The sequence below is a fragment of the Bradyrhizobium sp. Ken01 genome (assembly GCF_055807355.1).
Window position 1 is genome coordinate 301,495 of the sequence record NZ_JBVVPC010000003.1, and the last position, 23,671, is coordinate 325,165.

A 23,671-nucleotide genomic window follows, 5' to 3' on the forward strand; every position below is an offset into this window, starting at 1 on the left:
GACGAGCTGCGGGTCAACCGTGGCCGTCCGCGGCCACCCAGGCCGGCCGAACAGGGAGGATCAGATGAGTGCAGGCAGCGATACGCGGTTTCGCGGCACCGTCGGCAGGACGGTTGCGGACTCAAAACCCTGGTGGCCGGATTCGCCAAGGCCGCCCGAGGGCGCGCCGAACATCCTGGTGGTGCTATTCGACGACGTCGGCTTCTCCGATTTCGGCTGCTACGGCTCGGCGATCCGGACGCCGACCATCGACCGGCTCGCCGCCGAAGGCTTGCGCTATTCCGGCTTCCATACCACAGCGATGTGCTCGACGACGCGGGCTGCGCTGCTGACGGGGCGCAACCATCACTCGGTCGGCGTCGGGTGTCTTGCCAATTTCGATTCCGGGTATCCTGGCTACCGCGGCAAGATCGCGCGCGAGGCGGGGACACTCGCCGAGATGCTCCGCACCCACGGTTATCGCAACTACATGGTCGGCAAATGGCATGTGACGCCTCTGACCGAGAGCGGCGCCACCGGCCCGTTCGACGGTTGGCCGCTTGGCCGCGGCTTCGATCGCTTCTACGGCTTCCTCGACGCCGAGACCGACCAGTACGCGCCGGAGCTCGTCTCCGATAACACGCATGTCGATCCCCCGGGCACCTATGCCGACGGCTACCATCTGACCGAGGACCTGATCGACCAGTCGATCCGCTTCATCGGAGATCACGTCGCCGATCGACCGGATATCCCGTGGCTGACCTGGGTCGCGCTGGGGGCCTGCCACGCGCCGCACCAGGCTCCGATGGATATCATCAGGAGCTACGACGCCTCGTTTGCGCACGGCTGGGACGTCGAACGCGAGCAGCGGCTCTCGCGTCAGAAGGCGTTGGGACTGGTGCCGGAGGGAACGCGGATGCCGGCGCGCAATGACGGCGTGAAAGCCTGGGAAGATCATTCGGCCGACGAGCGTCGCGTCTTCACGCGCCTGCAGGCGGCCTTTGCCGGAATGCTCGACCATTCCGATCGTCATCTTGCACGCCTCGTCTCATTTCTGGAGAAGGCCGACATTCGCGACAACACCATGATCATCGTGATGTCCGACAATGGCGCGAGCCAGGAGGGCGGGCCGCTCGGTTTCGTCAACGCGATGGGCCCGTTCAACTTCAAGCCGGAGCCGATCGCGGAGAAGCTGAGCCGCATCGACGACATCGGCGGGCCGGACACCCACAGTAATTTTCCGCATGGCTGGGCGATGGCCTCGAACACGCCGCTGCGCCGCTACAAGCAGAACACCCATGGCGGCGGCATCCGCGATCCCTTCGTCATCAACTGGCCGAAGAAGATCGCGGGCACGGGCGAGCTGCGGCGCCAGTTCGTGCACGCCTGCGACCTCACGCCGACGCTGCTGGAGCTGATCGGCATCGAGGCGCCCACGACGATCGCTGGCTGCCGGCAGATGCCGCTGGAAGGCGATAGCTTCGCGCGCTCGATCATGGACGCGTCTGCTCCTTCAAAGAGCTCGCCGCAATATTTCGAGATGTTCGGCCATCGCGGCCTCTGGAAGGGCGGCTGGAAGGCGGTCGCCTTCCATCCATCGGGCACGCCGTTCGAGAGCGACAAATGGGAGTTGTTCCATCTCGATGAGGATTTCTCCGAGACCGATGATCTCGCGGCGAAAGAGCCGGAGCGGCTGGCAACGATGATCGCAGCATGGTGGGCGGAGGCAGAGAAGCACAACGTGTTACCGCTCGACGACCGGTTCGGGCCGCGCTTTGCGGAGAATGCTGCGCGCTTTCACGGTGCTCGCCATCGTTTCGTCTTCCATGCTGGCATGGGCCATGTGCCGACCGATGTTGCACCGGACGTACGCAGCCGTAGCTATACGATCGAGGCGCATGTCGAGCTCGACGAGGCGGGTGCCGACGGCGTGCTGATCTCGCATGGTGATGCGACGTCAGGCTATAGCCTCTACGTCAAAGGGGGGCATCTCGTGCACGACCTCAACATCGGCGGCAGTCACCAGATCATCCGCTCGGACCGCAAGGTGCCGTCGGGCGCGCGGCGGCTCGGCGTTCACGTGAAGCGTCTCGTGCGCCAAGAGCCGCCGGCGAAGGGCTCGCGCACCGGTATCACCGACTACACGCTTCTGATCGATGGCGAGAAGGCGGGATCGCTGCAGACCCAGCTGGGATTCCACACGCTGATCTCGTGGTCGGGCCTCGACATCGGCCGCGACCGCGGCAGCCCGGTGTCGCATTACGAGGCGCCGTTCGAATTCACCGGACGGCTCTCGCACGTCAGCGTGACCATGCACGACGACCAGAAGCTCGACGGCGACGCCGTCGGCAATGCGCAGATGGCGCGGCAGTGACGACGATACGGCTACTTGATCTTGTCGTAGGCGGCCGCGAAATCGCCCAACGGCATCGGGATCGCGATCGTTTCCTTGGCCATGTTCTGGAAGGAGACCTTCAACTGCTTGCCCGAGCGCAGGGCCGCGAGCAGGTCCGGCGCAATCGGCGTCGAGGCGTAGCAGCCGCGATTCTCGCAGGTCTGGATTGGGAGATCGACCGTCTTGCCTTCGTCGACCTGGAGCTTGGCGCCGATGGGAAGGTTGAGGCCGAGCGGCAATTGCAGCAGCGCCACCGGCGTGCGGGTGTCGGACGCGATGCGGATGTTGATCAGGACGATGGTCTGGCCAGTCTTGGTCAGCACTGCGTTTTGCTCCATCGCGCATTCGAGCGGTGCGTCGCGGCTGACGCTGGTGCAGCGCACGACCCAGCCGGGCTGCTGCGCCGGAGCGCCGTCAGCCTGCGGTTGCGTCGGAGCCGGTGCGGGCTGTGCCACCGGGGCAGAGGGAGCCGCGTTCTTCTTGGCGCCTTGCTGGGCATGCGCGGTGCCCGCCGACAACAGGACAGCGGTGGCAAGGGCGACAAATCTGGATTGCATGGGCATGGCAAGACCGCATTGACGTGAACCGAGGGCCTCGCTGTAACGTCGTGAGACGCGCGGTGCAAGCTGCTACTCGGCAGCTTCCTTTACGGTGCCGTGCTCGACCCTCTCGTCGCCTTCGCCGTCACCCTTACGGCCCCAGCCGGAGAACCAGTTGTTGAGCTCGTCGAGATAGAGATAGACGACCGGCGTGGTGAACAGCGTCAGCGCCTGGCTGACGATTAGACCGCCGACCATGGCGTAGCCGAGCGGCTGGCGAATCTCGGCGCCGGTGCCGTGGCCGAGCATCAGCGGCACGCCGCCGAGCAGGGCAGCCATCGTCGTCATCATGATCGGACGGAAGCGCAACAGCGCCGCCTGCCGGATCGATTCCGCCGGCGTCTTGTGCTCGTCGCGCTCCGCGGCGATGGCGAAGTCCACCATCATGATGCCGTTCTTCTTCACGATGCCGATCAGCAGAATGACTCCGATCAAAGCAATGAGGCTGAACTCGAAGCCGGCTGCCATCAGGATCGCGAGCGCGCCGACGCCGGCCGAGGGCAGGGTCGACAGAATCGTGATCGGGTGGATGTAGCTCTCGTAGAGGATGCCGAGGATCAGATAGACCACCACCAGCGCGGCGAGGATGAGGAGCGGCACAGTGCCGAGCGACTGCTGGAACGCCTGTGCCGTGCCCTGGAAGCTCGAATTGAGCGTCGGCGGCGCGCCGAGATCGGCCATCGCCTTCTGCACGGCCTCCGTGGCCTGGCCGAGCGCGACGCCCTGGGCGAGGTTGAAGCTGATCGTGATCGCCGGGAACTGGCCCTGGTGGCTGATTGAGAGCGGCCGCACCGGGTCGGTGCTCCAGGTCGCAAACGTCGACAGTGGCACCTGGTCGCCGGTCAGCGGAGATTTCAGGTAGAGCTTGTTCAGGCTCTCGAGGCTGCCCTGCATCTCCGGCAGGATCTCAAGGATCACCTTGTAGGTGTTGAGCTGGGTGAAATACTGCGTGACCTGACGCTGTCCGAACGCGTCGTACAACGTATCGTCGATCAGCTGCGGCTGGATTCCGTAACGCGCTGCCGTATCGCGGTTGATCTTGAGCTGGACCGTGGTGCCCTGGGTCTGCTGGTCGGTCGCGACGTCGCGCAGTTGCGGCAAGGTCTGCATCTTGGCGAGGATCTTGGGCGCCCAGTCGTTGAGCTCGGCGAGATCGGCGTCCTGCAGGGTGAACTCGAACTGCGTACGGGTCGGCCGGCCGCCGAGCCGGACGTCCTGGGCCGCCTGCATGTAGAGGCGGGCGCCGGACACCTTTTCGAGCTTGGGACGCAGCCGGGCGATGATCTGCTGCGCGGAGGCATTGCGGACGCTGAGCGGCTTCAGCGTGATGAACATGTTGCCGTTGTTGCCGGCGCGGCCGCTGCCGCCGATGTTCATTGCGATCGTTGCGACGTCGGGATCGTCCATTACGATCTTGCCGAGCTCGACCTGGCGGCGCTGCATCTCCGCGAACGAGATGTCCTGGGAGGCTTCCGAGGTCGCGGTGATCAGGCCGACGTCCTGCTGCGGGAAGAACCCTTTCGGGATCAGGACGAACAGATAGATCGACAGGGCGAGGGTCGCGAAGAAGATCGTGAGCGTCGTGCGGCGCCAGGCCAGGGCATGGTCGAGCACCCATTCGTAACCGCGCAACATCCGGTCGAAGCCGCGCTCGCTCCACTGGTAGAACTTGCCGTGCGTGACCTCGCCATGGGCGCGCAGGAAGCGCGAGGCCATCATCGGCGTCAGGGTCAGCGACACGAACATGGAGACGAAGATCGTCATCGCCAGCACGACGGCGAATTCGCGGAACAGGCGCCCGATGATCCCGCCCATCAGCAGCAGCGGAATTAGCACTGCGACCAGCGAGATGCTGATCGACACGATGGTGAAGCCGATTTCCTTGGAGCCCTTGAAGGCGGCCGCCATCGGCGATTCGCCTTCCTCTATATAGCGGGTGATGTTTTCGAGCATCACGATGGCGTCGTCGACGACGAATCCGACCGCGATGGTGAGAGCCATCAGCGACAGATTGTCGAGCGAATAGCCGACGACCCACATCAAGGCGCACGCGCCCAGCAGTGCCAGCGGCACCGTGATGGTGGGAATGACGGTCGCCCAGAAACTGCGCAGGAAAATGAAGATGACCATGACCACCAGCGCAATGGTCAGCAGCAGCGTGAACTGGACGTCCTCGACCGCGGCGCGGATCGTCGTGGTGCGGTCGCTGATGAGCTCGATCTTGATCGCGGGCGGGATCGCGGCGACGAGGCGAGGCAGAGTGGCCTTGATCCGGTCGACGGTCTCGATGACGTTGGCGCCTGGCTGCTTGAATATCACCAGGAACACGCCGCGCTTGCCGTTGGCCCAAGCCGCCTGTTTGGCGTCCTCGGCGCCGCTGACCGCCTGGCCGACATCGCGGATTCGCAAGGGACCGCCATTGCGATAAGCGATGATGACGTCGTTCCAGTCCTTGGCCTGGGTGAGCTGGTCGTTGGCGTAGATCGTGTAGGCGCGCTTCGGACCGTCGATGTTACCCTTCGGGCTGTCGACCGTGGTGATCGCAATCTGGCTGCGCACGTCCTCCATCGACAGGCCCTTGGCGACGAGTTTCGCCGGGTCGATCTGGATGCGGATGGACGGTTTCTGCTGGCCGCCGATGAAGACCTGCGCGACGCCGGAGAGCTGGCTGATCTGCTGGGCGAGCTGGGCGTCGACCGCGTCGCTGACACTGGTCAGCGGCAATGTCTCGGAGGTCGCCGACAGCAGCAGGATCGGGGCGTCGGCCGGGTTGACCTTGCGATAGGTCGGCGGCGAGGGCAGGTTCTTCGGTAGCTGACCGCTCGCGGCGTTGATGGCGCCCTGCACGTCGTTGGCGGCGCCGTCGATGCTGCGGTTGAGGTCGAACTGGATGGTGATTGACGCGGTGCCCAGATAGCTCGTCGAAGTCATCTGGGCGATGCCTGGGATCTGGGCGAATTGCCGTTCGAGCGGCTGGGCCACTGACGAGGCCATGGTCTCAGGGCTGCCGCCCGGCAGATTGGCGGTGATCTGGATGGTCGGGAAGTCCACCTGCGGCAGGGGCGCGACCGGCAGCAGGGGATAGGCGACGAGACCGACGAAGAGAATGCCGGCCATCAGCAGCGACGTGCCGATGGGATAACGGATGAAAGGTGCCGAAATCCCGCCCGCGTTCATTCCTGTCGAACCTTGTTCTGGGCCGGATCCGTACTCGCCACGGCCGTGGAGACGAGGCTTCCGGGCTGGACCTTGAATTGGCCGCCGGTGATCACCTGTTGCCCGGGCGTGAGCCCTTCGTCGACGACCGAACGTCCGTCGATGGCGTAGCTGACCTTGATCTTGTGCACCTCGGCCTTGTTGTCCTGATTGACCGTATAAGCGTAGAGTCCATTGGTGGAGTGCTGGACCGCGTCATCCGGAACAACGGTCGCATCTTTCAGAGTACGCACCAGAAGGCGCGTCGACACGGACTGCCCGGGCCACAGCGCATGGTCCTTGTTCTCGAAGACCGCCTTGAGCCGGATCGTGCCGCTGCTGGTGTCGACCTGGTTGTTGATGACCGCGAGCTTGCCCTCGGCCAACGTCTTCTTGCCGTCGGTGGTGAAGGCGATCACCCTGAGCGCGCCGGCCTTCTGGCCCTCGCTGATATAGGGCAGCTGATCCTCCGGCGCGGTGAAGATCACCGAGATCGGCTCGACCTGCGAGATCGTGACGATGCCGGTCTGCGTCGAGGAATTGACGATGTTGCCGATGTCGACCTGGCGCAGGCCCGCGACGCCGGTGATCGGCGCCTTGACCTGGGTGTAGTCGAGCTGGGTCTGCGCATTGGAGATCGAAGCTTCGTCGGCGGCGATCTGGGCGTTGAGCTGGGCGACCGTGGAACGCTGGGTGTCGACCCGCTGTGCGGTGGCGAATTCGCCGAGCTTCATGGCGCGCTGGAGCTCGAGATTGGCATTGGCCAGATTTGCCTCGTCCTGGGCCTTCTTGGCCTTGGCCTGGTCGAGCGTGGCCTGATAGGGGCGGGGATCGATCGAGGCGAGGAGCTCGCCCTCCTTGACGATCTGACCTTCGGTGAAGGCGATCTTGTCGATCTGGCCGTCCACCCTGGTCCGGACTTGGACGGTATTGAAGCCCGCAACCGTGCCGAGACCGGTCAGGTAAACCGGAAAGTCCACCTTCTGGACCGGCGAAACGCTCACGGGGACAGCGGGCGGGCGCTGCGGCCCCTTCTGTGCGGCCTGGGTTTTTCGGGCGTCGGGCGAGCCGAATTTCTGCCAACCATAGTAACCCGCGGAGGCCACGGCCGCGATGATCAGAATCCAGAGGATCGGCCGGGACTTGTTCATATCGTCTCGTGTCGGCTCTTGTGCCTTAAGTACGAATTATGAGGCAATCATAGGGTTCCAGGGCGCTTGTATAATACACGCCAAGTTCCAGTGTAAACAGCAGTATCGGTTGAGAATCCTAAACAATTGGAAAGCTTTGCACTGCTTAGGCAGCTCCGTGTCACTACGGTGTGCAGTGCTGCATTTTCCTGTCGGGAACGATCAGCGTGCAAAATCTGTGCAATGCTCGAAAGCGGTGTGCTCTGGACAGAGCGGCGCTGCGCATGGGCCGCAAGGCGATGGCCCGCAAGAACGGTTCTAAATCGTGGGACGGCCGTTTCGGTTGTCAGGAAAACCGGCATCGGTCATATCGGCGCGCCACAACGGGAGCGCAGCATGGACGAACTGAACGGCAAGCTGATCGCGTGTCAGATCCTGATCACGGGACTGATCGCGCGCGTCGCCAACGAGCAGCGCGATCCCTTGCGCTTTCTCACCGACTTCCGCGACGAGATCAGAGCCGTCGTCGGCGGCGTCAACATTGCCGGCATGGACAACAGCGATCGCGTGCGCGCGGTGGCGCAGAAGACCGTCGATGAATTGTTCTCGCTGATGAAGCCGCCGAGCAGCGATTGACGATGCGCGCGCGACCGCCGGATTTCGCAGCATTTTCGCGCTCTCTTTAGAACTAATCCAATCTCGATTTAGAACGGTTTCAAACTGCAATTTAGAATCGCTTTGATCTGGACTTATTCAAGCGTTCTCGCGGCTTACTCGCATTGACCCGATATTTTACGGCCGATACCAACACTCCAATCGCTCATCGAAGTGAATGGGCGAACAGGAATATGGGGCGTGTTTGGTAATGGGGCAGGTGGTCGCACCGAAGTCGTTGCGTTCGGTCGCAGCATTCGATGAAAAGTTCACGGGCGTTTCCGGCAAGAAGGTCTCGGCTGTCGCGGGCCTGATCGCGGCAGCATCGGTGTCGAGCGGCGCGGAGGCGCAGCAGTCGAACCTGCCGCCGGTAACAGTCGATGCGCCGGTCGCGCGTCCGCGCCCGGTGGCTTCGAAGCCGACGGCGGATCAGGTCCGCGCGCGCAATGCGCTTCGCCGCGCCGCGCAGCGGCAGCAGGCGGCGCAGCAGACCGCTCCCACCCCGCTGTCCGGTCCCGCCGACGCCAATCCGTATGCGGATCCGGTCGCGCCCTACAAGGTCGATCACGTGCAGGCCGGCGGAAAATTCCCGGAGAAGCTGGTGGATACGCCGAAATCCATCACGGTTCTCAGCAAGGAAGTGCTCGCGGACAAGAACGCCACGTCGCTGAAGCAGGCGATTCTGAGCACGGCCGGCGTGACGCTCGGTTCAGGCGAGGGCGGCAATGCGTTCGGAGACCGTTTCTTCATTCGCGGCTTCGATGCTCGCAACGACATCTTCATCGACGGCGTTCGCGATTCCGGCGTGAGCGTTCGTGAGAACTTCTTCACCGAGCAAGTTGAGATCCTGCGGGGCCCCGGCTCGACCTTTTCCGGCCGCGGTGTCGCTGGCGGTGCGATCAACATCGTCACCAAGCAGGCAAATTCGGACAAGAGCTTCTACAACATGGACACGACGTTTGGCACCGACCAGACCAAGCGTGTCACGCTCGACGTCAACCAGGTGATCAATCCGACGCTCGCCGTTCGCGCCGGCGGTCTGTTCCAGGACGCCAATGTCGCCGGTCGTGACTACGTCAAGGACGACCGCAACGGCGCCTTCGTCGCGACGACCTGGAAGCCTGTCGACGCCGTCAAGGTCACCGCTGGCTACATCCATACCGAATTGACGGGAGTTCCGGACTTCGGTGTGCCCTATTATCGGCCGAGCACCTCGACCACCGCCGGCGGTCCATTCCCGGACTTCGGTGCCAACCGCAACAATTGGTATGGTCAGATCAACCGGGACTTCTTCCGGACCGGTCAGGACATCGGCACGCTCAACGCCGAGGTTCAGATCACCCCGGACCTGATCGTCAGCAACAAGTTCCGCGCGTCGCGTTCGACGCAGAATTATGTCGGAACGCTGCCGGAGAGCCCGGTCATCGCCACTCCGCTCTCGGCGTCGACGCTCACGATGAATCCGCAGAGCCGCCTGCAGATCACCGACGTGCTCGCCAACCAGACGGAGGCGACCTACAAATTCCAGGATGGGGCCGGCTTCAAGCATACCGCGCTGGCAGGAATCGAAGTCGATCGCGAGAGATCGTCGATCGATAAGTACCTCGGGCTTACCTCGGAGGGAAATGGTGTTCTCGTAACGCCAGGTGGCTCGCCGACGGGCGTCAGTGTGTTCTCTCCCCAGGACACTTATCTGCCAGGCAAAGCGCTCGCACTGGCAGGTCTGCCCATCAGCGTCGGCATCGACACCGTCAGCGGCTACGTCATGGACAGCGCGAATTATCGCGACCTGCTGATCCTCAACGGCGGCTTTCGCTACGACAATTACAGCATCAATTCATCCGGCTATGCGGCAAATGGCACGCTCGGCCAGCAGTCGGCGGAATTCCTGATCCCCAACTTCAATCTCGGCCTGACGCTCAAGCCTGCTCCGAACGGCAGCGTCTATGTGGCCTATGCCACTTCGGCGAACCCCGTCGGTGCCGAGTTCGACGGCACCAGCACGCCCTATGGCGCCTTCAATCCGACTCTCGCCGGCGGCAACACCCAGATCTTCGGGCCCGAGAAAAACAAGGCGATCGAACTCGGCACCAAATGGGAGCTGTTCGATCGTCATCTTTTGCTCACCGCGGCGCTGTTCCAGACCACCAAGGACAATGCGCGCGAGTCGCAGAACGTCGGTAGTGCGGCCGCCGCTGCGCCCTTGGGATGCGTCTATCCGACCGGAACGACCGGCAACATATCTTGCATTACCGCCGGTGCAGCCTACCGCATCCGCGGCATCGATCTCGGTATCGGTGGCAAGATCACCGACAAGTGGAGCGTGTTCGGCGGTCTCGTGCTGATGCAGTCGGAGGTGACGCAGTCGCTGGCGCCGTCGGCGAACAAGGCGCTGTATCCGACAAATGTCGGGCGTCCGCTCGCCAACGTCGCCCATGAGTCCTTCAGCTTGCTCACGAAGTACCAGCTCACCGACGTCTGGGAACTGGGTGGACAGGCGGTCTACCGTTCGAAGATCTACGGCGGCACTTTGCTCGCGGCGAACGTGGGCACGTCGCTTCCGAGCTATTGGCGTTTCGACATGTTTGCTGAGGCCAAGATCAACAAGAACTGGCAGGTCAAGCTGTTCGTGAACAACATCTTCGACAAACGCTATTACGACGCGCTGTACCAGAGCGCTGCGCCCTTCGTGCTGGAAGCACCGGGCCGTGCCGCCTATGTGGTGCTCTCGGCGCGCTACTGATGGAGCGACAGCCAGTTTCATGCTGACATGCATAGAAAACGTTCTGAGCAAGGATGATGTGGCGGATTTCCGCCGCATCATGGACGCCAGCGAATGGGAGGATGGGCGCTCCACCGCCGGCTCGCAGTCGGCGATGGTCAAGCGCAACGAGCAATTGCCGCCGGACAGCGAGGTTGCGCGCAAGCTCGGCAACCGCATCATCTCGGCTCTGACGTCGAACCCGCGCTTCATCGCGGCGGCGATCCCGCTCCAGATCTTCCCGCCGCTGTTCAACCGCTATGCGGCCAGCAGCGGCCACCATTTCGGCCTGCACGTCGACAATGCGATCCGCGGCGACCGCCTGACCGGCCTTCGCATCCGCACAGACGTCTCGGTGACGCTGTTCCTGGCCGAGCCGGAGGAGTACGACGGTGGCGAACTTGTGATCGAGGACAGCTACGGTTCGCACGAAGTCAAGTTGCAAGCCGGGGACTGCGTGCTCTATCCCTCGACCAGCCTCCATCTGGTCACCCCGGTGACGAGGGGAACGCGGGTTGCGTCTTTCTTCTGGCTTCAGAGCATGATACGGGACGATCAAGCCCGGAGCATGATCTTTGATCTCAACACCGCGATACAGGCGCTGGTGGAACGGCTCGGGCGTGACGATCCCGAAACGGTCAAATTGACGGGTATCTATCACAACCTCATTCGCTACTGGGCCGAAGTATGAAGATCATGTCCTTCCAAGCAAGCCTCGCCGCAGCTCTGGTGCTGGCGGCCGCCTGGCTTGCATCCCCTGTTTCTGCCCAGACACAGGCCGCGCCCCCGGCACCGGTCCAGTCGACGGCTCAGCCGTCCGCGGTCAGCCCGGCCCCGGTTGTTGCTCCGCCTGCGGCGCCCCAAGCTGCCGTGCCCGCGGCTGCAAAGTCCGATACGGCAGCCGGCATCGCGCCCGCCATGAAGGAATTGTCGCCCTGGGTGATGTTCATGTCGGCGGACGTCATCGTGAAGGCGGTGATGATCGGGCTCGCCTTTGCATCGCTGATGACCTGGACGGTACTGATCGCCAAGTCGATCGAATTGTCGATTGCCGCGACCAAGCTCCGTTCGGCGCTGAAGAAGATCGCGGAGGCGCGCTCGCTCGCGGAAGCGCAGATGGCGCTCGGCGCCAAGGAGGGCATCCTGCCGTCCTTCCTGGCGGCGGCGCTGCGCGAGGCGCGGATGTCGGCCGGCCTGTCCAGCGATACCGGCATCAAGGAGCGGGCGGCTTCGAGCTTCTCCGAGATCCTACGCGCGGAAGCGCGGCGCATCCGCGTCGGCATGGGCGTGCTCGCGACCATCGGCTCGACCTCGCCCTTCGTTGGCCTGTTCGGCACGGTGTGGGGCATCATGAACAGCTTCATCGGCATCTCGAAGTCGCAGACCACGAATCTCGCCGTCGTCGCGCCCGGTATCGCCGAGGCGCTGCTCGCCACCGCGATCGGCTTGGTCGCCGCCATTCCCGCCGTCATCATCTACAACTACTTCTCGCGCGTGACGAAGAGCTACCTCGAACTCGTCAGCCGTGCCTCGGGCGCGGCGGGGCGGTTGCTCTCGCGCGATCTCGACCGCAGCCACGGCGGCGCGCATTCGCGCGCGGCGGAGTGAACCATGGGCGTTTCGCTCGCAGACAATGATGACGACGACGATTTCGGCGAAACGCATGAAATCAACGTCACGCCGTTCATCGACGTCATCCTGGTGCTGCTGATCATCTTCATGGTCGCAGCGCCGCTGTCGACCGTCGACCTGCCGATCGATCTGCCGACGTCGAGCGCGACGCCGCAGAAGAAGCCGGACAAGCCGACCTATCTCAGCATCAAGCCCGATTTGACGCTTGCCATCGGAGAGAACCCGGTCAACCGCGCCGAGTTGATCGGCACCCTTGACGGCCTATCCGACATGAGCAAGGACAAGTATGTCTTCCTGCGCGCCGATCGCTCGGTGCCGTATGGCGAGTTGATGGGCGTCATGGAGCTGTTGCGCTCAGGCGGCTATTCGCGGGTGAAGCTGGTTGCGCTGGAAGGCGCTCCGGGGGCGCCTGCGGCAGGCGCCGCTCAGCCTTAGAGGCCCGCGATGTCGGACGAGTCCAGACCAGCCCGGACGCTTTGGATTTTGGCAGCGCTGGCGGCGCTCGCGCTGCATCTCGGTGGTGCCGCGCTCGCGCTGGCGCACCTGCGAGCCGATGACGGCGACGATGGCCTCGGCGCGGCCGGCGCGGAGTTCGCTGTCGAGATGGCCTCGCCGAAGGCGCCTGACACCGACCTTCCGCCGGGACCGGATAGCGAAGCGATGCAGGAGCAGCAGGCGCTTCCTGAGCAAAAGGCCGAGACCAAGGAAACCGAGCTTCCAAAGGATCAGTCGCAACAGGTCGACGATCCCGATCGGGTCGTCACCGAGAACATCTCGAAGAAGCCGCAGGACGAGGATCCGAAGATTGCGGCGGTCGAAACGCCCGCTGCGGAGGCCTCGCCGAAGTCCGTTGCGACGGCGCGGCAGACGCTCGACGAGGACGCGCGCGAGGCCGAGAAGGCGCTGGCTCCTGTGCTGGGCATTGGCAAGGACATCTTGAAGATAACGGCCGACTGGAACCGCAAGATTAGCGCGCACCTCACGGCCCACAAAGTCAATCCGGAGGGCAAGGAGCCCAACAATCAGAAGGTCAAAGTCAGCTTCGCGATCAACCGACGGGGCAACGTGCTTTCAGTCGACGTTGTCGAGTCGTCCGGGGACGCAGCTTACGATGCGGCCGCGATCTCGATTGTCCGCAAATCCGATCCCATCCCGCAACCGCCTGCCAGCCTGACCGACGACCGGTTCGAGCGCACCGTCGACATCATCTTCACGCCGCCGGACGCAAAGAAAAAGAAGAAGACGGCTCAGCGCCAGTAGAGCCTGATCCCGACATAGACCGCGACCAGGCAGGCGAAGATCAGCGCCACCGGAAGCGGCCGTTTCTGGGTCGCGCCTCCGGTCGCTGCCCCGAAGAAATTGGCCTTCTTCGGCTTCGGTTCTGGGCGGCGGAAAGCGGTAACATTGTCCGCCGCCGGTTCGGCCGCCCGGGGCCGGACGTCAGGCGGGGTTCCCGCGCCGCCCATCTCCGCATAGTAGGCCTTGTAGATGGCGCCGATGGTGGCCTCGGTAGCCTCACCCTCGTTCATCTGCGCCTGCAGGTTCTTGTAGCTCACGAGGAATTCCTGCGCCCCCGGAGGCAGCGCCGATGACCCGTTGAGCTTGGCCATCATCTTCCAGGTGGCGAAATCCGCGCGGGCGCGGGTATCGGCGCGTCGCGCAATCAACATATCGGCAGCTTTGACCAAGTCGGCCTCGAGCCCTTCGGCTTGTGTTCGGGTGTGTCGCTGTTCAACTACGCATTGCCGGTCAGAATGAGAACACCCTGAATCACATAACCGGTCAACGTTCGCAGTATTGCTGAAATAACATCAAGATTTAGACCGAACTGGGAGCCCGCCAGCGGTAGCAGGATCAGCAGACCGATCAGGATCAGCATCCCGAACGGCTCGAGCCGCGCCAGCGGCAGGGCGAGCGGCCGGGGCAGCAGCCCGACCGCGACGCGCCCGCCGTCGAGCGGCGGGATCGGCATCATGTTGAACACCGCGAGCACCGCGTTGATCAGCAGTGCGTTCTTGAGATTGTCGAAGACCCATTGCGCCGAGTTCGCCGGAGCCCAGGGCAGGGCGTGCAGGGCAAGAGCTGCGGCCAGCGCCAGCAGGATGTTGGTGGCGGGCCCGGCCAGCGCCACCCAGACCATGCCGAGCCTGGGGTCGTTGAGTTTGCGGAAATTCACCGGCACAGGCTTGGCATAGCCGAACAGGAACGGCGAATGCGCGAACAGCAGCATCGCCGGCAATATCAGCGTGCCGAACGGGTCGATATGGCGGAGCGGGTTGAAGCTGACACGGCCGAGCTGCCATGCGGTGTCGTCACCGAGACGATATGCGACGAAAGCGTGCGCAGCCTCGTGGAAAGTGATGGCGAGCACCAGCGGCAGCACCCACACCGAGAGGTCATAGAGAGAGATATTCACGGTTCGTCCGTCCCGGTTTGCCTGCGGTCTTGCAGCCGACCCAGCCAAACCGGTGGTGCAGCAGCGCTTCACCTCACATAGGGTGGCCAGCTCCGAAATGCCACGCCGCAAATGATTGGCGCGACCGGCGGCCTTGACACCGAGCCTTGCCGCCGCATGAGCTACGTCGGGATCGTCCCCTCATATCGGATCATGCCGTCTTCGATCGTCACCCAGCCCATCTTTTCGCTGACCCAGATGTGCTCGGTCGGCACAAACGCGTTGCGATCGTCGAAGGTCGCCAGTGCGACGCCCGCCAGCGTGCCGTTGCGCCGCCAGGCGAACAGCCGCGTGCCGCAGCGTTTGCAGAACACGCGGTCGATGTGCTCGGACGACGCATAGCGCTCGGTGTCGCCCTCGACGGTCAGCGCGCGTTGGTCGAACTGCGCGCGGGCGAAGTAGGGCGAGCCCATCGCCTTCTGACACATGCGGCAATGGCAGATGCGAACGTTGAGCGGCTCACCTTCCGCCTTGAACCGCACCGTCCCGCACAGACATCCGCCTTCTCTGATCATGACGCCCTCAGTAAGTTGCGCGCCCGCCAGAGATGTCGAACACCGCGCCGGTCGAAAACGCGCAGTCCTCGGATGCGAGCCAGCTCACCATCGCGGCGAGCTCTTCCACCAGCACGAAGCGGCCTTTTGGAATTTTCGAGAGCATGAAGTCGATATGCTGCTGCGTCATCTGGTCGAAGATCGCGGTCTTGGCCGCGGCCGGCGTCACCGCATTGACGAGGATGTCATGCGTCGCCAATTCCTTGCCGAGCGACTTGGTCAGCGCGATCAGGCCGGCCTTGGAGGCCGAATAGTGCGAGGCGTTCGGATTGCCTTCCTTGCCGGCGATCGAGGCGATGTTGACGATGCGCCCGTATTTCTGCTTGAGCATCGCGGGCACGATCGCCTTGCAGACGATGAAGGGGCCGTCGAGGTTGATGCGCAGAACTTTCCGCCATTCCTCGAGATCGGTCTCCCAGACCGGCTTGTTGACCCCGGCGACGCCGGCGTTATTGACGAGGATGTCGATCTTGCCGAAGGCGGCCAGCGTCGCGTCGCGCGCCTGCTCGACGGCCACGGTATCGGTGACGTCGACCTTGAAGACGCGGGCGTTATCGCCGATTTCCTTTGCCGTCTTCTCGGCCAGCGCGGCGTCGAAATCCCAGATCGCGACCTTGGCGCCGGAGGCGACGAAGCGCTGAACGATGGCGCGGCCGAAGCCCTGTGCGCCGCCGGTGACGATGGCGAAGCGGCCGTTGAGATCGATCTTGTTCATGCTGGATGCCTTGGCGTCAGAGCATGTAGCCGCCGTCGACGACGAGGTCGACGCCGGTGGTGAACGCGCTCTCGTCACTGCCGAGATAGACCGCCATGGACGCGATCTCGTCGGCGGTGCCGAGCCGGCCCATCTTCTGGCGGGAGACGAACATCTCCTTGCCCTGCGGCCCTTGCGCTGCGGCCCGGTCGAGCATCGAAGGCGTCTCGACGGTGCCCGGGCAGATGCTGTTGCAGCGGATGCCCTTGGTGATGAAGTCGAGCGCGACCGCGCGCGTCAGCAGCGACACCGCGGCCTTCGAGGCGCTGTAGACGTAGCGGTTGGCCGGCGGCCGCAGCGCCGCGCAGGAGGAGATGTTGACGATGCTGCCGCCGCCACCCGCGAGCATGTCCGGCAGGAAGGCCCTGATGGTCCGGTGCATCGATTTGACATTGAGGTCGAACGAGAAATCGAAATCCTCTTCCGAGCATTCGAGGATGGTGCCGTGGTGCACGAAGCCGGCTGCGTTGAGCAGGATGTCGACCTTGCCGATGCGCTTGGCGAAGGCGTTGACGTCGGCGGTGTTGCGGACGTCGAGCTTGGCGACCTCGGCGATGCCTTCCTTGGTCAGGCCCGCGATGCCGCTCTCGTTGATGTCGGTGGCGATGACGGTTGCGCCTTCACGCGCGAATGCGATGGCGCATGCGCGTCCGATGCCTGCCGCTGCAGCCGTGATGACGGCGCGCTTTCCCTTGAGGCGGTCTGCCATTTTTTCTTCTCCCTTGCCTGAAAGTTCTATCGGCTCGTCATTGCGAGGAGCACTTGCGACGAAGCAATCCAGACTGTCTCCGCGGAGATATATCTGGATTGCTTCGCTGCGCTCGCAATGACGATGTCGCTGCTAGTGATTGTCCCGCGCCACACCGAAGCTGCCGGCGACGTTCTGGTAGCGCGTGGCGAGCTCCATGCAGGCGCCGGTCGACTGCTGGCCGACGGTGTTGCGATAAAGCTCCTGCCACGGCGTCTGGTTCGGCGGATGCTTGAAGCCGCCATTGGCCTTGAGCTCGGCGTGGCGCTTCTTCACCTCGTCGTCCGAGATGAGAATGTTGGCGCTGCCCTTGTTCAGATCGACGCGCACCTTGTCGCCGTTCCTGAGGATCGCGAGCCCGCCATTGGCGGCGGCTTCCGGCGAAGCATTGAGGATCGAAGGCGAGCCCGAGGTGCCCGACTGCCGGCCGTCGCCGATGCAGGGCAGGGACATGATGCCGCGTTTGATCAGCGCCGCAGGCGGCTGCATGTTCACGACCTCGGCGCCGCCGGGATAACCGATCGGGCCGGTGCCGCGGATGAACAGCACGCAGCGCTCGTCGATCTCGAGCGAGGGATCGTTGATCCGCTCGTGATAGTCCTCAGGACCCTCGAACACGACGGCGCGGCCCTCGAAGGCATTGAGATCGGTCGGATTGCTGAGGTAGCGATCACGGAATTCCTTGGAGATCACGCTGGTCTTCATGATCGCGGAATCGAACAGATTGCCCTTCAGCACCAGGAAGCCGGCGTCCTTCACCAGCGGCTTGTCGTAAGCCCAGATCACGTCGTTGTCGGGCTTTGGCGCATTGGCGCAGTTCTCGCCGATGCCGCGGCCGTTGACCGTGACAGCGTTCTCGTGGATCCGCTTGTGCTTCATCAATTCGCGCACCACGGCTGGCACGCCGCCGGCGCGGTGGAATTCCTCGCCGAGATAGAAGCCGGCCGGCTGCATGTTGACCAGCAGCGGCACGTCGTGGCCGACCTTCTGCCAGTCGTCGATCGAGAGCTCGACGCCGATGTGGCGCGCCAGCGCGTTGATGTGGATCGGCGCGTTGGTCGAGCCGCCGATTGCCGAGTTGATCACGATGCAGTTCTCGAACGCCTCGCGGGTCAGGATGTCCGAAGGCTTGAGGTCTTCCCAAACCATGTCGACGATACGCTTTCCCGTCTCGTAGGCGATCTGGCCGCGCTCGCGATAGGGAGCGGGGATCGCCGCACAGCCCGGCAGGGAGAAGCCGAGTGCTTCCGCAAGCCCGTTCATGGTGGAGGCGGTGCCCATGGTGTTGCAATGGCCGACCGAAGGCGCCGATGACGCCACAATCTCCATGAACTCTTCATAGTCGATCTCGCCGGCGGCGAGCCGCTCGCGCGACTTCCACACGATCGTGCCGGAGCCGGTGCGCTCGCCATTGTGCCAGCCGTTCAGCATCGGGCCGCCCGACAGCACGATCGCGGGCAGGTTGACGGTCGCGGCCGCCATCATGCAGGCCGGGGTGGTCTTGTCGCAGCCGGTGGTCAGCACCACGCCGTCGAGCGGATAGCCATAGAGGATTTCGACGAGGCCCAGATAAGCTAGGTTGCGGTCGAGCGCCGCGGTCGGCCGCTTGCCGGTCTCCTGGATCGGATGAGTCGGGAATTCCATCGCAATGCCGCCGGCCTCGCGGATGCCTTCCCGGACGCGATGAGCAAGCTCGATATGGTGGCGGTTGCAGGGGGAGAGGTCGTTGCCGGTCTGTGCGATGCCGATGATCGGCTTGCCGGACTGGAGCTCGGCGCGGGTGAGACCATAGTTCAAATAGCGCTCCATATAGAGCGCGGTCATGCCCGGATTATGCGGATTGTTGAACCATTCCTGCGAGCGGAGGTGGCGGCGAGCGCCGTTGCCGGCGGGGGCATGCCCATTGGTTGGTTTTTTTGTCATTGGTTTCTCCTGCAATGCAAACGCACTGGCGTCCGTTTTAGGGTATCGGCTTGTGCGATGCCCAACGGCGCGAGCGACGATTTGCCTGCCCGCTGGCGGGTCGTTTCCTCACAAATCCGATACTAGTCATGGCCACTTGGTAACGCTACCATTTTGTTCGCAGCGCCTGTGCCTGAAGCGGCTGGCCGGTTGTCCGACCGCCGGGCCAACGAGCTTTGCCGCTCGATCACCTTGAAGCCGAGATCGAGCACCGGGTGCTCCGGGCGCCGTCCGTCGATCGCGTCGATCAGCATGCTGGCGGCCGTGTTGCCCATCTCGTAGCGGTTGGTGCGCACGCTCGTCAAAGTCGGGACGGCGGAGGCCATGAATTCGAGATCGTTGAAGCCGACGATCGCGATCTGTTCAGGGATGGCGATCTCGCGGCGCTTGCATTCGAACAGCACACCCAGCGCGAGGTCGTCATTGGCGCAGAACACCGCGTCCATGCCGGGCTCACGCGCCAGGAGATCGGTGAACAGGGCGCCTCCGAGCGTTACCGAGGTCGGAGTCGCCGTCGTGACGACGAGGCGTTGCTCGAACAGTCCTGCGTCCTTCATGGCCGAGACGTAACCGTCGAGCCGCCGCTGCACTCGCGGATCCATCCGCGCGCCGACGAAGCCGATCTTGCGGTGACCTTGCACGAACAGATGCGCAATCGCCGCACGGGCTGCGTCATAGTGCGAAAAGCCGATCATCATGTCGATCGGATTAGGTCCGATCTCCATGATTTGCACGATCGGGCAGTCGGCGGCATCGAGCATCGCGCGCGATTCCGTGGTCTGGTCGATGCCGGTGACGATCAGCCCGGCCGGCTTCTGCGCAAGAAACAGGCGGAGCAGCTTCTCCTCCTGGAGAATACTGTAGCGTGTGTTGGACAGCTGGATCGAGTAACGGCTGTTTTCGGAGGCGTCGTAGATGCCGCGCAGCACGTCGGAGAACACGTTATTGGTCAGTGACGGGATCAAGACACCGATCACCTCTGTACGCTGCGAGGCCAACGCGCGTGCCGCCAGGTTCGGCACATAGCCGAGCTCCCTGGCCGCGCTCTCGACCCGGGTCCGCTTGGCGATCGACAGCGCCTCGGGATTGCGGAAGAAGCGCGACGCCGTGATCGGGCTGACGCCGGCAAGCTCGGCGACTTCCGCCAGCCGGATTTTGCCTGACTTGGTGCGGTTTCGACCCATTCGCTGCTCTTAACACACTCATTGTCGCAAACAAAGGAACGTTGACAGCGCTACCAGCACGGACTAACCAAAGACAAATTGCCAAAACCGCACAAACTGCCGACAATGTCGCCCGCTAAGGTTGGGCTTCGTTCGGTGAAGTCTGAAAAAACAAGACGGTCGCGGCGCAAGAGGCGTCGTGGACTTTCGAGGAGGGAGCTAGATGTCGTCTGTGCAAATTCGCGACGTGCGGAAATCGTTCGGCAATTTTGAAGTCCTGCACGGCGTTTCGATTCCGATCGAGGACGGCCAGTTCGTCGTCCTGGTTGGCCCCTCCGGCTGCGGCAAGTCGACGCTTCTGCGCATGCTCGCCGGTCTCGAGAACATCACCTCCGGCACGATCTCGATCGGCGACCGCGTCGTCAACAATGTCCAGCCCAAGGAGCGGGACATTGCGATGGTGTTCCAGAACTACGCGCTCTATCCGCACATGACCGTCGGCGAGAACATGGGTTTCTCGATGAAGCTGCGGGGCGAGAGCACCGAAGAGATCAACAAGCGCGTCAAGCGCGCCGCCGAGATCCTGGCCCTCTCACCGCTGCTCGAACGCTATCCGCGCCAGCTTTCCGGCGGCCAGCGCCAGCGCGTCGCCATGGGCCGGGCCATCGTGCGCGATCCGCAGGTGTTCCTGTTCGACGAGCCCTTGTCGAATCTCGACGCCAAGCTGCGCGTCGCGATGCGCACCGAGATCAAGGAGCTGCACCAGCGGCTGAAGACCACGACGGTCTACGTCACCCACGATCAGATCGAGGCCATGACCATGGCCGACAAGATCGTCGTCATGCATGACGGCATCGTCGAGCAGATGGGTACGCCGCTCGAGCTCTACGACAAGCCCGAGAACCAGTTCGTCGCCGGCTTTATCGGCTCGCCGTCCATGAACTTCCTGAAGGGTCATGTGCGCGTCAACGGCGTTGCGACCTTCGAGGGGCCGAACGGCGTCAAGCTGCCGCTCAAGAACGCGCCGGCGGCGTCCGACGGGCGTCCTGTCGTTTACGGCGTGCGTCCCGAGCATTTCACCATCGCTGACGACGGTGCCGATGCCGAGATCGTCGTGGTCGAGCCGACCGGCTCGGAAACGCAGGTGTTTGCGAAGCTCGGCGGTGAGCAGGTCGTCGCGGTTTTCCGCGAACGTCACCAGTTCAACCCGGGTGACAAGGTCAAGCTGAAGCCCGATCCCTCCGTGATTCATCTGTTCGACGAGGCGACGGGCAAACGCGTGTAGCGAGGCCGAAGAACGGCCCAAGCAGAACTACCCAATACAAGACGACCCAATACAAATATAAAATTAGGGAGAGAACGATGAGCGATTTCGACAGGCGAAGTGTGCTTAAAGTCGGTCTGGGCGGCGCGGCGCTGCTGGCCGGCCCGGGTATCGTCCCGGTGCGCGCGGCGGAGTGGACCAACACGCCCGAGCCGAACGCCTCCATCCGCGTGCTGCGCTGGAAGCAGTTCATTCAGGCGGAGTTCGACAAATTCGCCGAGCAGACCAAGGCGTTCTCGGAGAAGACCGGCGTCAAGGTCAAGCTCGAGGCCGAGAGCTGGGAGGACATCCGCCCGAAAGCCGCGGTCGCCGCCAATGTCGGCGCCGGTCCCGACCTGATCATCGGCACGCTCGATGATCCCCACAAGTTCCCGGAAAAGCTCATCGACATGACTGACGTCGCCAACTATCTCGGCGCGCAATATGGCGGCTGGTATCCGGTTGCCGAACGCTATGGCAAGAAGGGCAACAGCTGGATCGCCATTCCGCAGGGCGCGACCGGCGGCTGCCTGAACTACCGCGTCAGCCACGTGAAGGCCGCCGGCTTCGATGAATTTCCCAAGGACACCGCCGGCTTCCTCAAGCTCTGCCAGGCGCTGAAGAAGAACAACACGCCGGCCGGCTTCGCGCTCGGCCACGCCACGGGTGACGCCAACGGCTGGTGCCAGTGGGCGCTGTGGGCCTTCGGCGGCAAGGTCGTCAACGACAAGAACGAGGTCGTGATCGACTCCCCGGAGACGATCGCCGCGCTCGAATACGTCAAGCAGCTCTACGAGACCTTCATCCCCGGCGTGCTGTCGTGGAACGACTCGAATAACAACAAGGCGTTCCTCAACGGCGAGCTCAGCCTGACGCTGAACGGCATCTCGATCTGGACCGTCGGCAAGAACTCGACCGATCCGAAGCAGCAGGAGATCGCCAAGGACATGAACCACGCGCCGATGCCGATCGGTCCCGTGGGCGTGTCGACCGAGCAGCAGAACGTGCTCGTCTATTACGGCTACAAGCACTCGAAGTATCCCAAGGCGGTCAAGGAATACATCAAGTTCATGATGGACAAGGCGAACTACGATGCCTGGGAGGTCTCGTCCAACGGCTACGTGTCGCCGCCGCTTCCGGCTTACAACGACAACCCGGTGTGGACGTCGGATCCGAAGATCACGCCGTATCGCGACTGCCTAAAGCGTTGCCGCGATAACGGCTATGCCGGCGATCTCGGCTATGCCTCGGCCGCCGTGATGGGCGATTTCGTCGTCGTCGACATGTTCGCGGAAGCCGCGTCGGGCTCCGTGACGCCGAAGGCGGCAGCCGCACGCGCAGCCGAGCGCGCCAAGCGCTACTACCAGGTCTGATCAGCTCCATTCTGCGCGGCGTCCGGTTCGCCGGACGCCGCGACTTTTCGTCGAGGGGAATCCGACATGGCAGTTATGGCCGAGTCCGCAGTCGCGCAGGTCAAGCGCCCCAGCTTGTGGACCAGAGCATTCGAAAGCCGGCATTTTCTCGGCGCGATGTTCATGGTGCCGGCAATCGCGATCCTTATCCTGTTTCTGGCTTACCCGCTGGCGCTGGGCTTCTGGCTCGGCATGACCGACACCAAGATCGGTGGCGCCGGGCGCTACATCGGCTTCCAGAATTTCGTCTCGCTCTCGAAGGACTCGGTGTTCTGGCTGTCGGTGTTCAACACCATCTTCTACACGGTCGCCGCCAGCGCGGTGAAATTCGCCATCGGACTCTACCTGGCGCTGCTGCTCAACGAGCGGCTGCCGTTCAAGTCGATGGTCCGCGCCATCGTCCTGTTGCCCTTCGTCGTGCCCACGGTGCTCTCTGCGATCGCGTTCTGGTGGATCTATGACAGCCAGTTCTCGATCATCTCCTGGGTGTTGATCAAGGCCGGTCTGATCACACGCTATATCGACTTCCTCGGCGATCCCTGGAATGCGCGCTGGTCGGTCGTCGCCGCCAACATCTGGCGCGGCGTGCCCTTCGTGGCGATCACGCTGCTGGCGGGACTTCAGACCATCTCGCCCTCGCTCTATGAGGCCGCCAATCTCGACGGCGCCACCAATCTGCAGCGATTCCGTCACATCACGCTGCCGATGCTGTCGCCGATCATCGCGGTGGTGATGACGTTCTCGGTGCTGATGACCTTCACTGACTTCCAGCTCATCTACACCATCACGCGGGGCGGGCCGATCAACGCCACCCATCTGATGGCGACGCTGTCGTTCCAGCGCGCCATCACCGGCGGCAATCTCGGCGAGGGCGCGGCGATCTCGAACGCGATGATTCCGTTCCTGGTCGCGGCGATCCTGCTCAGCTTTTTCGGGCTTCAGCGTTCCCGCTGGCAGCAGGGCGGGAGGGACTGA

At 63.4% G+C, this 23,671-nt stretch carries 20 protein-coding genes; 10 read left to right on the plus strand and 10 right to left on the minus strand.

What is annotated here, in order from left to right; all coding sequences use genetic code 11:
* Positions 1-64 precede the first annotated feature (64 nt).
* A complete protein-coding gene (locus AC0L3S_RS05420) occupies positions 65-2,353 on the plus strand; it encodes an arylsulfatase (RefSeq protein WP_473278346.1) in 2,289 nt (762 codons plus the stop codon).
* Between the two features lie 11 nt (positions 2,354-2,364).
* Here AC0L3S_RS05420 and AC0L3S_RS05425 read toward each other — a convergent pair whose 3' ends face one another.
* The 3 genes from AC0L3S_RS05425 to AC0L3S_RS05435 form a co-directional block, all read right to left on the minus strand.
* The gene (locus AC0L3S_RS05425; RefSeq protein WP_473278347.1) at positions 2,365-2,937 is read right to left on the minus strand and encodes an invasion associated locus B family protein; all 573 of its coding nucleotides are present in this window, start codon (positions 2,935-2,937) and stop codon (positions 2,365-2,367) included.
* A gap of 66 nt (positions 2,938-3,003) precedes the next feature.
* On the minus strand, positions 3,004-6,150 hold the full coding sequence (locus AC0L3S_RS05430; protein ID WP_473257535.1) for an efflux RND transporter permease subunit: 3,147 nt from the start codon (positions 6,148-6,150) through the stop codon (positions 3,004-3,006).
* On the minus strand, positions 6,147-7,319 hold the full coding sequence (locus tag AC0L3S_RS05435; RefSeq protein WP_473257532.1) for an efflux RND transporter periplasmic adaptor subunit: 1,173 nt from the start codon (positions 7,317-7,319) through the stop codon (positions 6,147-6,149). The genes AC0L3S_RS05430 and AC0L3S_RS05435 overlap by 4 nt, the downstream gene beginning before the upstream one ends.
* Positions 7,320-7,694: 375 nt before the next feature.
* On the opposite strand from AC0L3S_RS05435, the gene AC0L3S_RS05440 reads away from it, so the two are divergent.
* From AC0L3S_RS05440 to AC0L3S_RS05465, 6 genes are all read left to right on the plus strand, one after another.
* Complete coding sequence (locus tag AC0L3S_RS05440) at positions 7,695-7,934, plus strand: hypothetical protein (RefSeq protein WP_007592354.1); 240 nt, start codon at positions 7,695-7,697, stop codon at positions 7,932-7,934.
* A gap of 229 nt (positions 7,935-8,163) precedes the next feature.
* A complete protein-coding gene (locus AC0L3S_RS05445) occupies positions 8,164-10,695 on the plus strand; it encodes a TonB-dependent receptor (RefSeq protein WP_473278348.1) in 2,532 nt (843 codons plus the stop codon).
* A gap of 19 nt (positions 10,696-10,714) precedes the next feature.
* Positions 10,715-11,404, plus strand: coding sequence for a Fe2+-dependent dioxygenase (locus tag AC0L3S_RS05450; RefSeq protein ID WP_473278349.1), 690 nt, complete (start codon positions 10,715-10,717; stop codon positions 11,402-11,404).
* The gene (exbB, locus tag AC0L3S_RS05455) at positions 11,401-12,321 is read left to right on the plus strand and encodes a tonB-system energizer ExbB (protein WP_473278350.1); all 921 of its coding nucleotides are present in this window, start codon (positions 11,401-11,403) and stop codon (positions 12,319-12,321) included. The genes AC0L3S_RS05450 and exbB overlap by 4 nt, the downstream gene beginning before the upstream one ends.
* Positions 12,322-12,324: 3 nt before the next feature.
* Positions 12,325-12,780 (plus strand): TonB system transport protein ExbD, encoded by a 456-nt coding sequence (exbD, locus tag AC0L3S_RS05460; RefSeq protein WP_007609020.1) that lies wholly within the window; start codon positions 12,325-12,327, stop codon positions 12,778-12,780.
* A gap of 9 nt (positions 12,781-12,789) precedes the next feature.
* Complete coding sequence (locus AC0L3S_RS05465; RefSeq protein ID WP_473257516.1) at positions 12,790-13,605, plus strand: energy transducer TonB; 816 nt, start codon at positions 12,790-12,792, stop codon at positions 13,603-13,605.
* Here AC0L3S_RS05465 and AC0L3S_RS05470 read toward each other — a convergent pair.
* From AC0L3S_RS05470 to gntR, 7 genes are all read right to left on the minus strand, one after another.
* A complete protein-coding gene (locus AC0L3S_RS05470) occupies positions 13,593-14,015 on the minus strand; it encodes a hypothetical protein (protein WP_473278373.1) in 423 nt (140 codons plus the stop codon). The genes AC0L3S_RS05465 and AC0L3S_RS05470 overlap by 13 nt on opposite strands.
* Before the next feature lie 65 nt (positions 14,016-14,080).
* Complete coding sequence (locus AC0L3S_RS05475) at positions 14,081-14,761, minus strand: site-2 protease family protein (protein WP_473278351.1); 681 nt, start codon at positions 14,759-14,761, stop codon at positions 14,081-14,083.
* Positions 14,762-14,922: 161 nt separating this feature from the next.
* A complete protein-coding gene (locus tag AC0L3S_RS05480; protein ID WP_473278352.1) occupies positions 14,923-15,315 on the minus strand; it encodes a GFA family protein in 393 nt (130 codons plus the stop codon).
* Between the two features lie 7 nt (positions 15,316-15,322).
* Complete coding sequence (locus AC0L3S_RS05485) at positions 15,323-16,069, minus strand: SDR family NAD(P)-dependent oxidoreductase (protein ID WP_473278353.1); 747 nt, start codon at positions 16,067-16,069, stop codon at positions 15,323-15,325.
* 16 nt (positions 16,070-16,085) lie between these two features.
* A complete protein-coding gene (locus AC0L3S_RS05490) occupies positions 16,086-16,817 on the minus strand; it encodes an SDR family oxidoreductase (protein WP_473257510.1) in 732 nt (243 codons plus the stop codon).
* A gap of 132 nt (positions 16,818-16,949) precedes the next feature.
* Positions 16,950-18,779 (minus strand): IlvD/Edd family dehydratase, encoded by a 1,830-nt coding sequence (locus AC0L3S_RS05495; protein ID WP_473278354.1) that lies wholly within the window; start codon positions 18,777-18,779, stop codon positions 16,950-16,952.
* Between the two features lie 122 nt (positions 18,780-18,901).
* On the minus strand, positions 18,902-20,002 hold the full coding sequence (gene gntR / locus AC0L3S_RS05500) for an HTH-type transcriptional regulator GntR (protein WP_473278355.1): 1,101 nt from the start codon (positions 20,000-20,002) through the stop codon (positions 18,902-18,904).
* A 202-nt stretch (positions 20,003-20,204) separates the two neighbouring features.
* Here gntR and AC0L3S_RS05505 point away from each other — a divergent pair, with 202 nt between their 5' ends.
* The 3 genes from AC0L3S_RS05505 (at position 20,205) to AC0L3S_RS05515 (ending at position 23,671) form a co-directional block, all read left to right on the plus strand.
* Positions 20,205-21,266 carry an ABC transporter ATP-binding protein gene (locus tag AC0L3S_RS05505; protein ID WP_473257504.1) on the plus strand — a complete coding sequence of 354 codons (1,062 nt, stop codon included), beginning with the start codon at positions 20,205-20,207 and terminating at the stop codon, positions 21,264-21,266.
* 77 nt (positions 21,267-21,343) lie between these two features.
* Positions 21,344-22,657 (plus strand): ABC transporter substrate-binding protein, encoded by a 1,314-nt coding sequence (locus AC0L3S_RS05510; RefSeq protein WP_473257501.1) that lies wholly within the window; start codon positions 21,344-21,346, stop codon positions 22,655-22,657.
* A gap of 66 nt (positions 22,658-22,723) precedes the next feature.
* The gene (locus tag AC0L3S_RS05515; protein WP_473257499.1) at positions 22,724-23,671 is read left to right on the plus strand and encodes a carbohydrate ABC transporter permease; all 948 of its coding nucleotides are present in this window, start codon (positions 22,724-22,726) and stop codon (positions 23,669-23,671) included.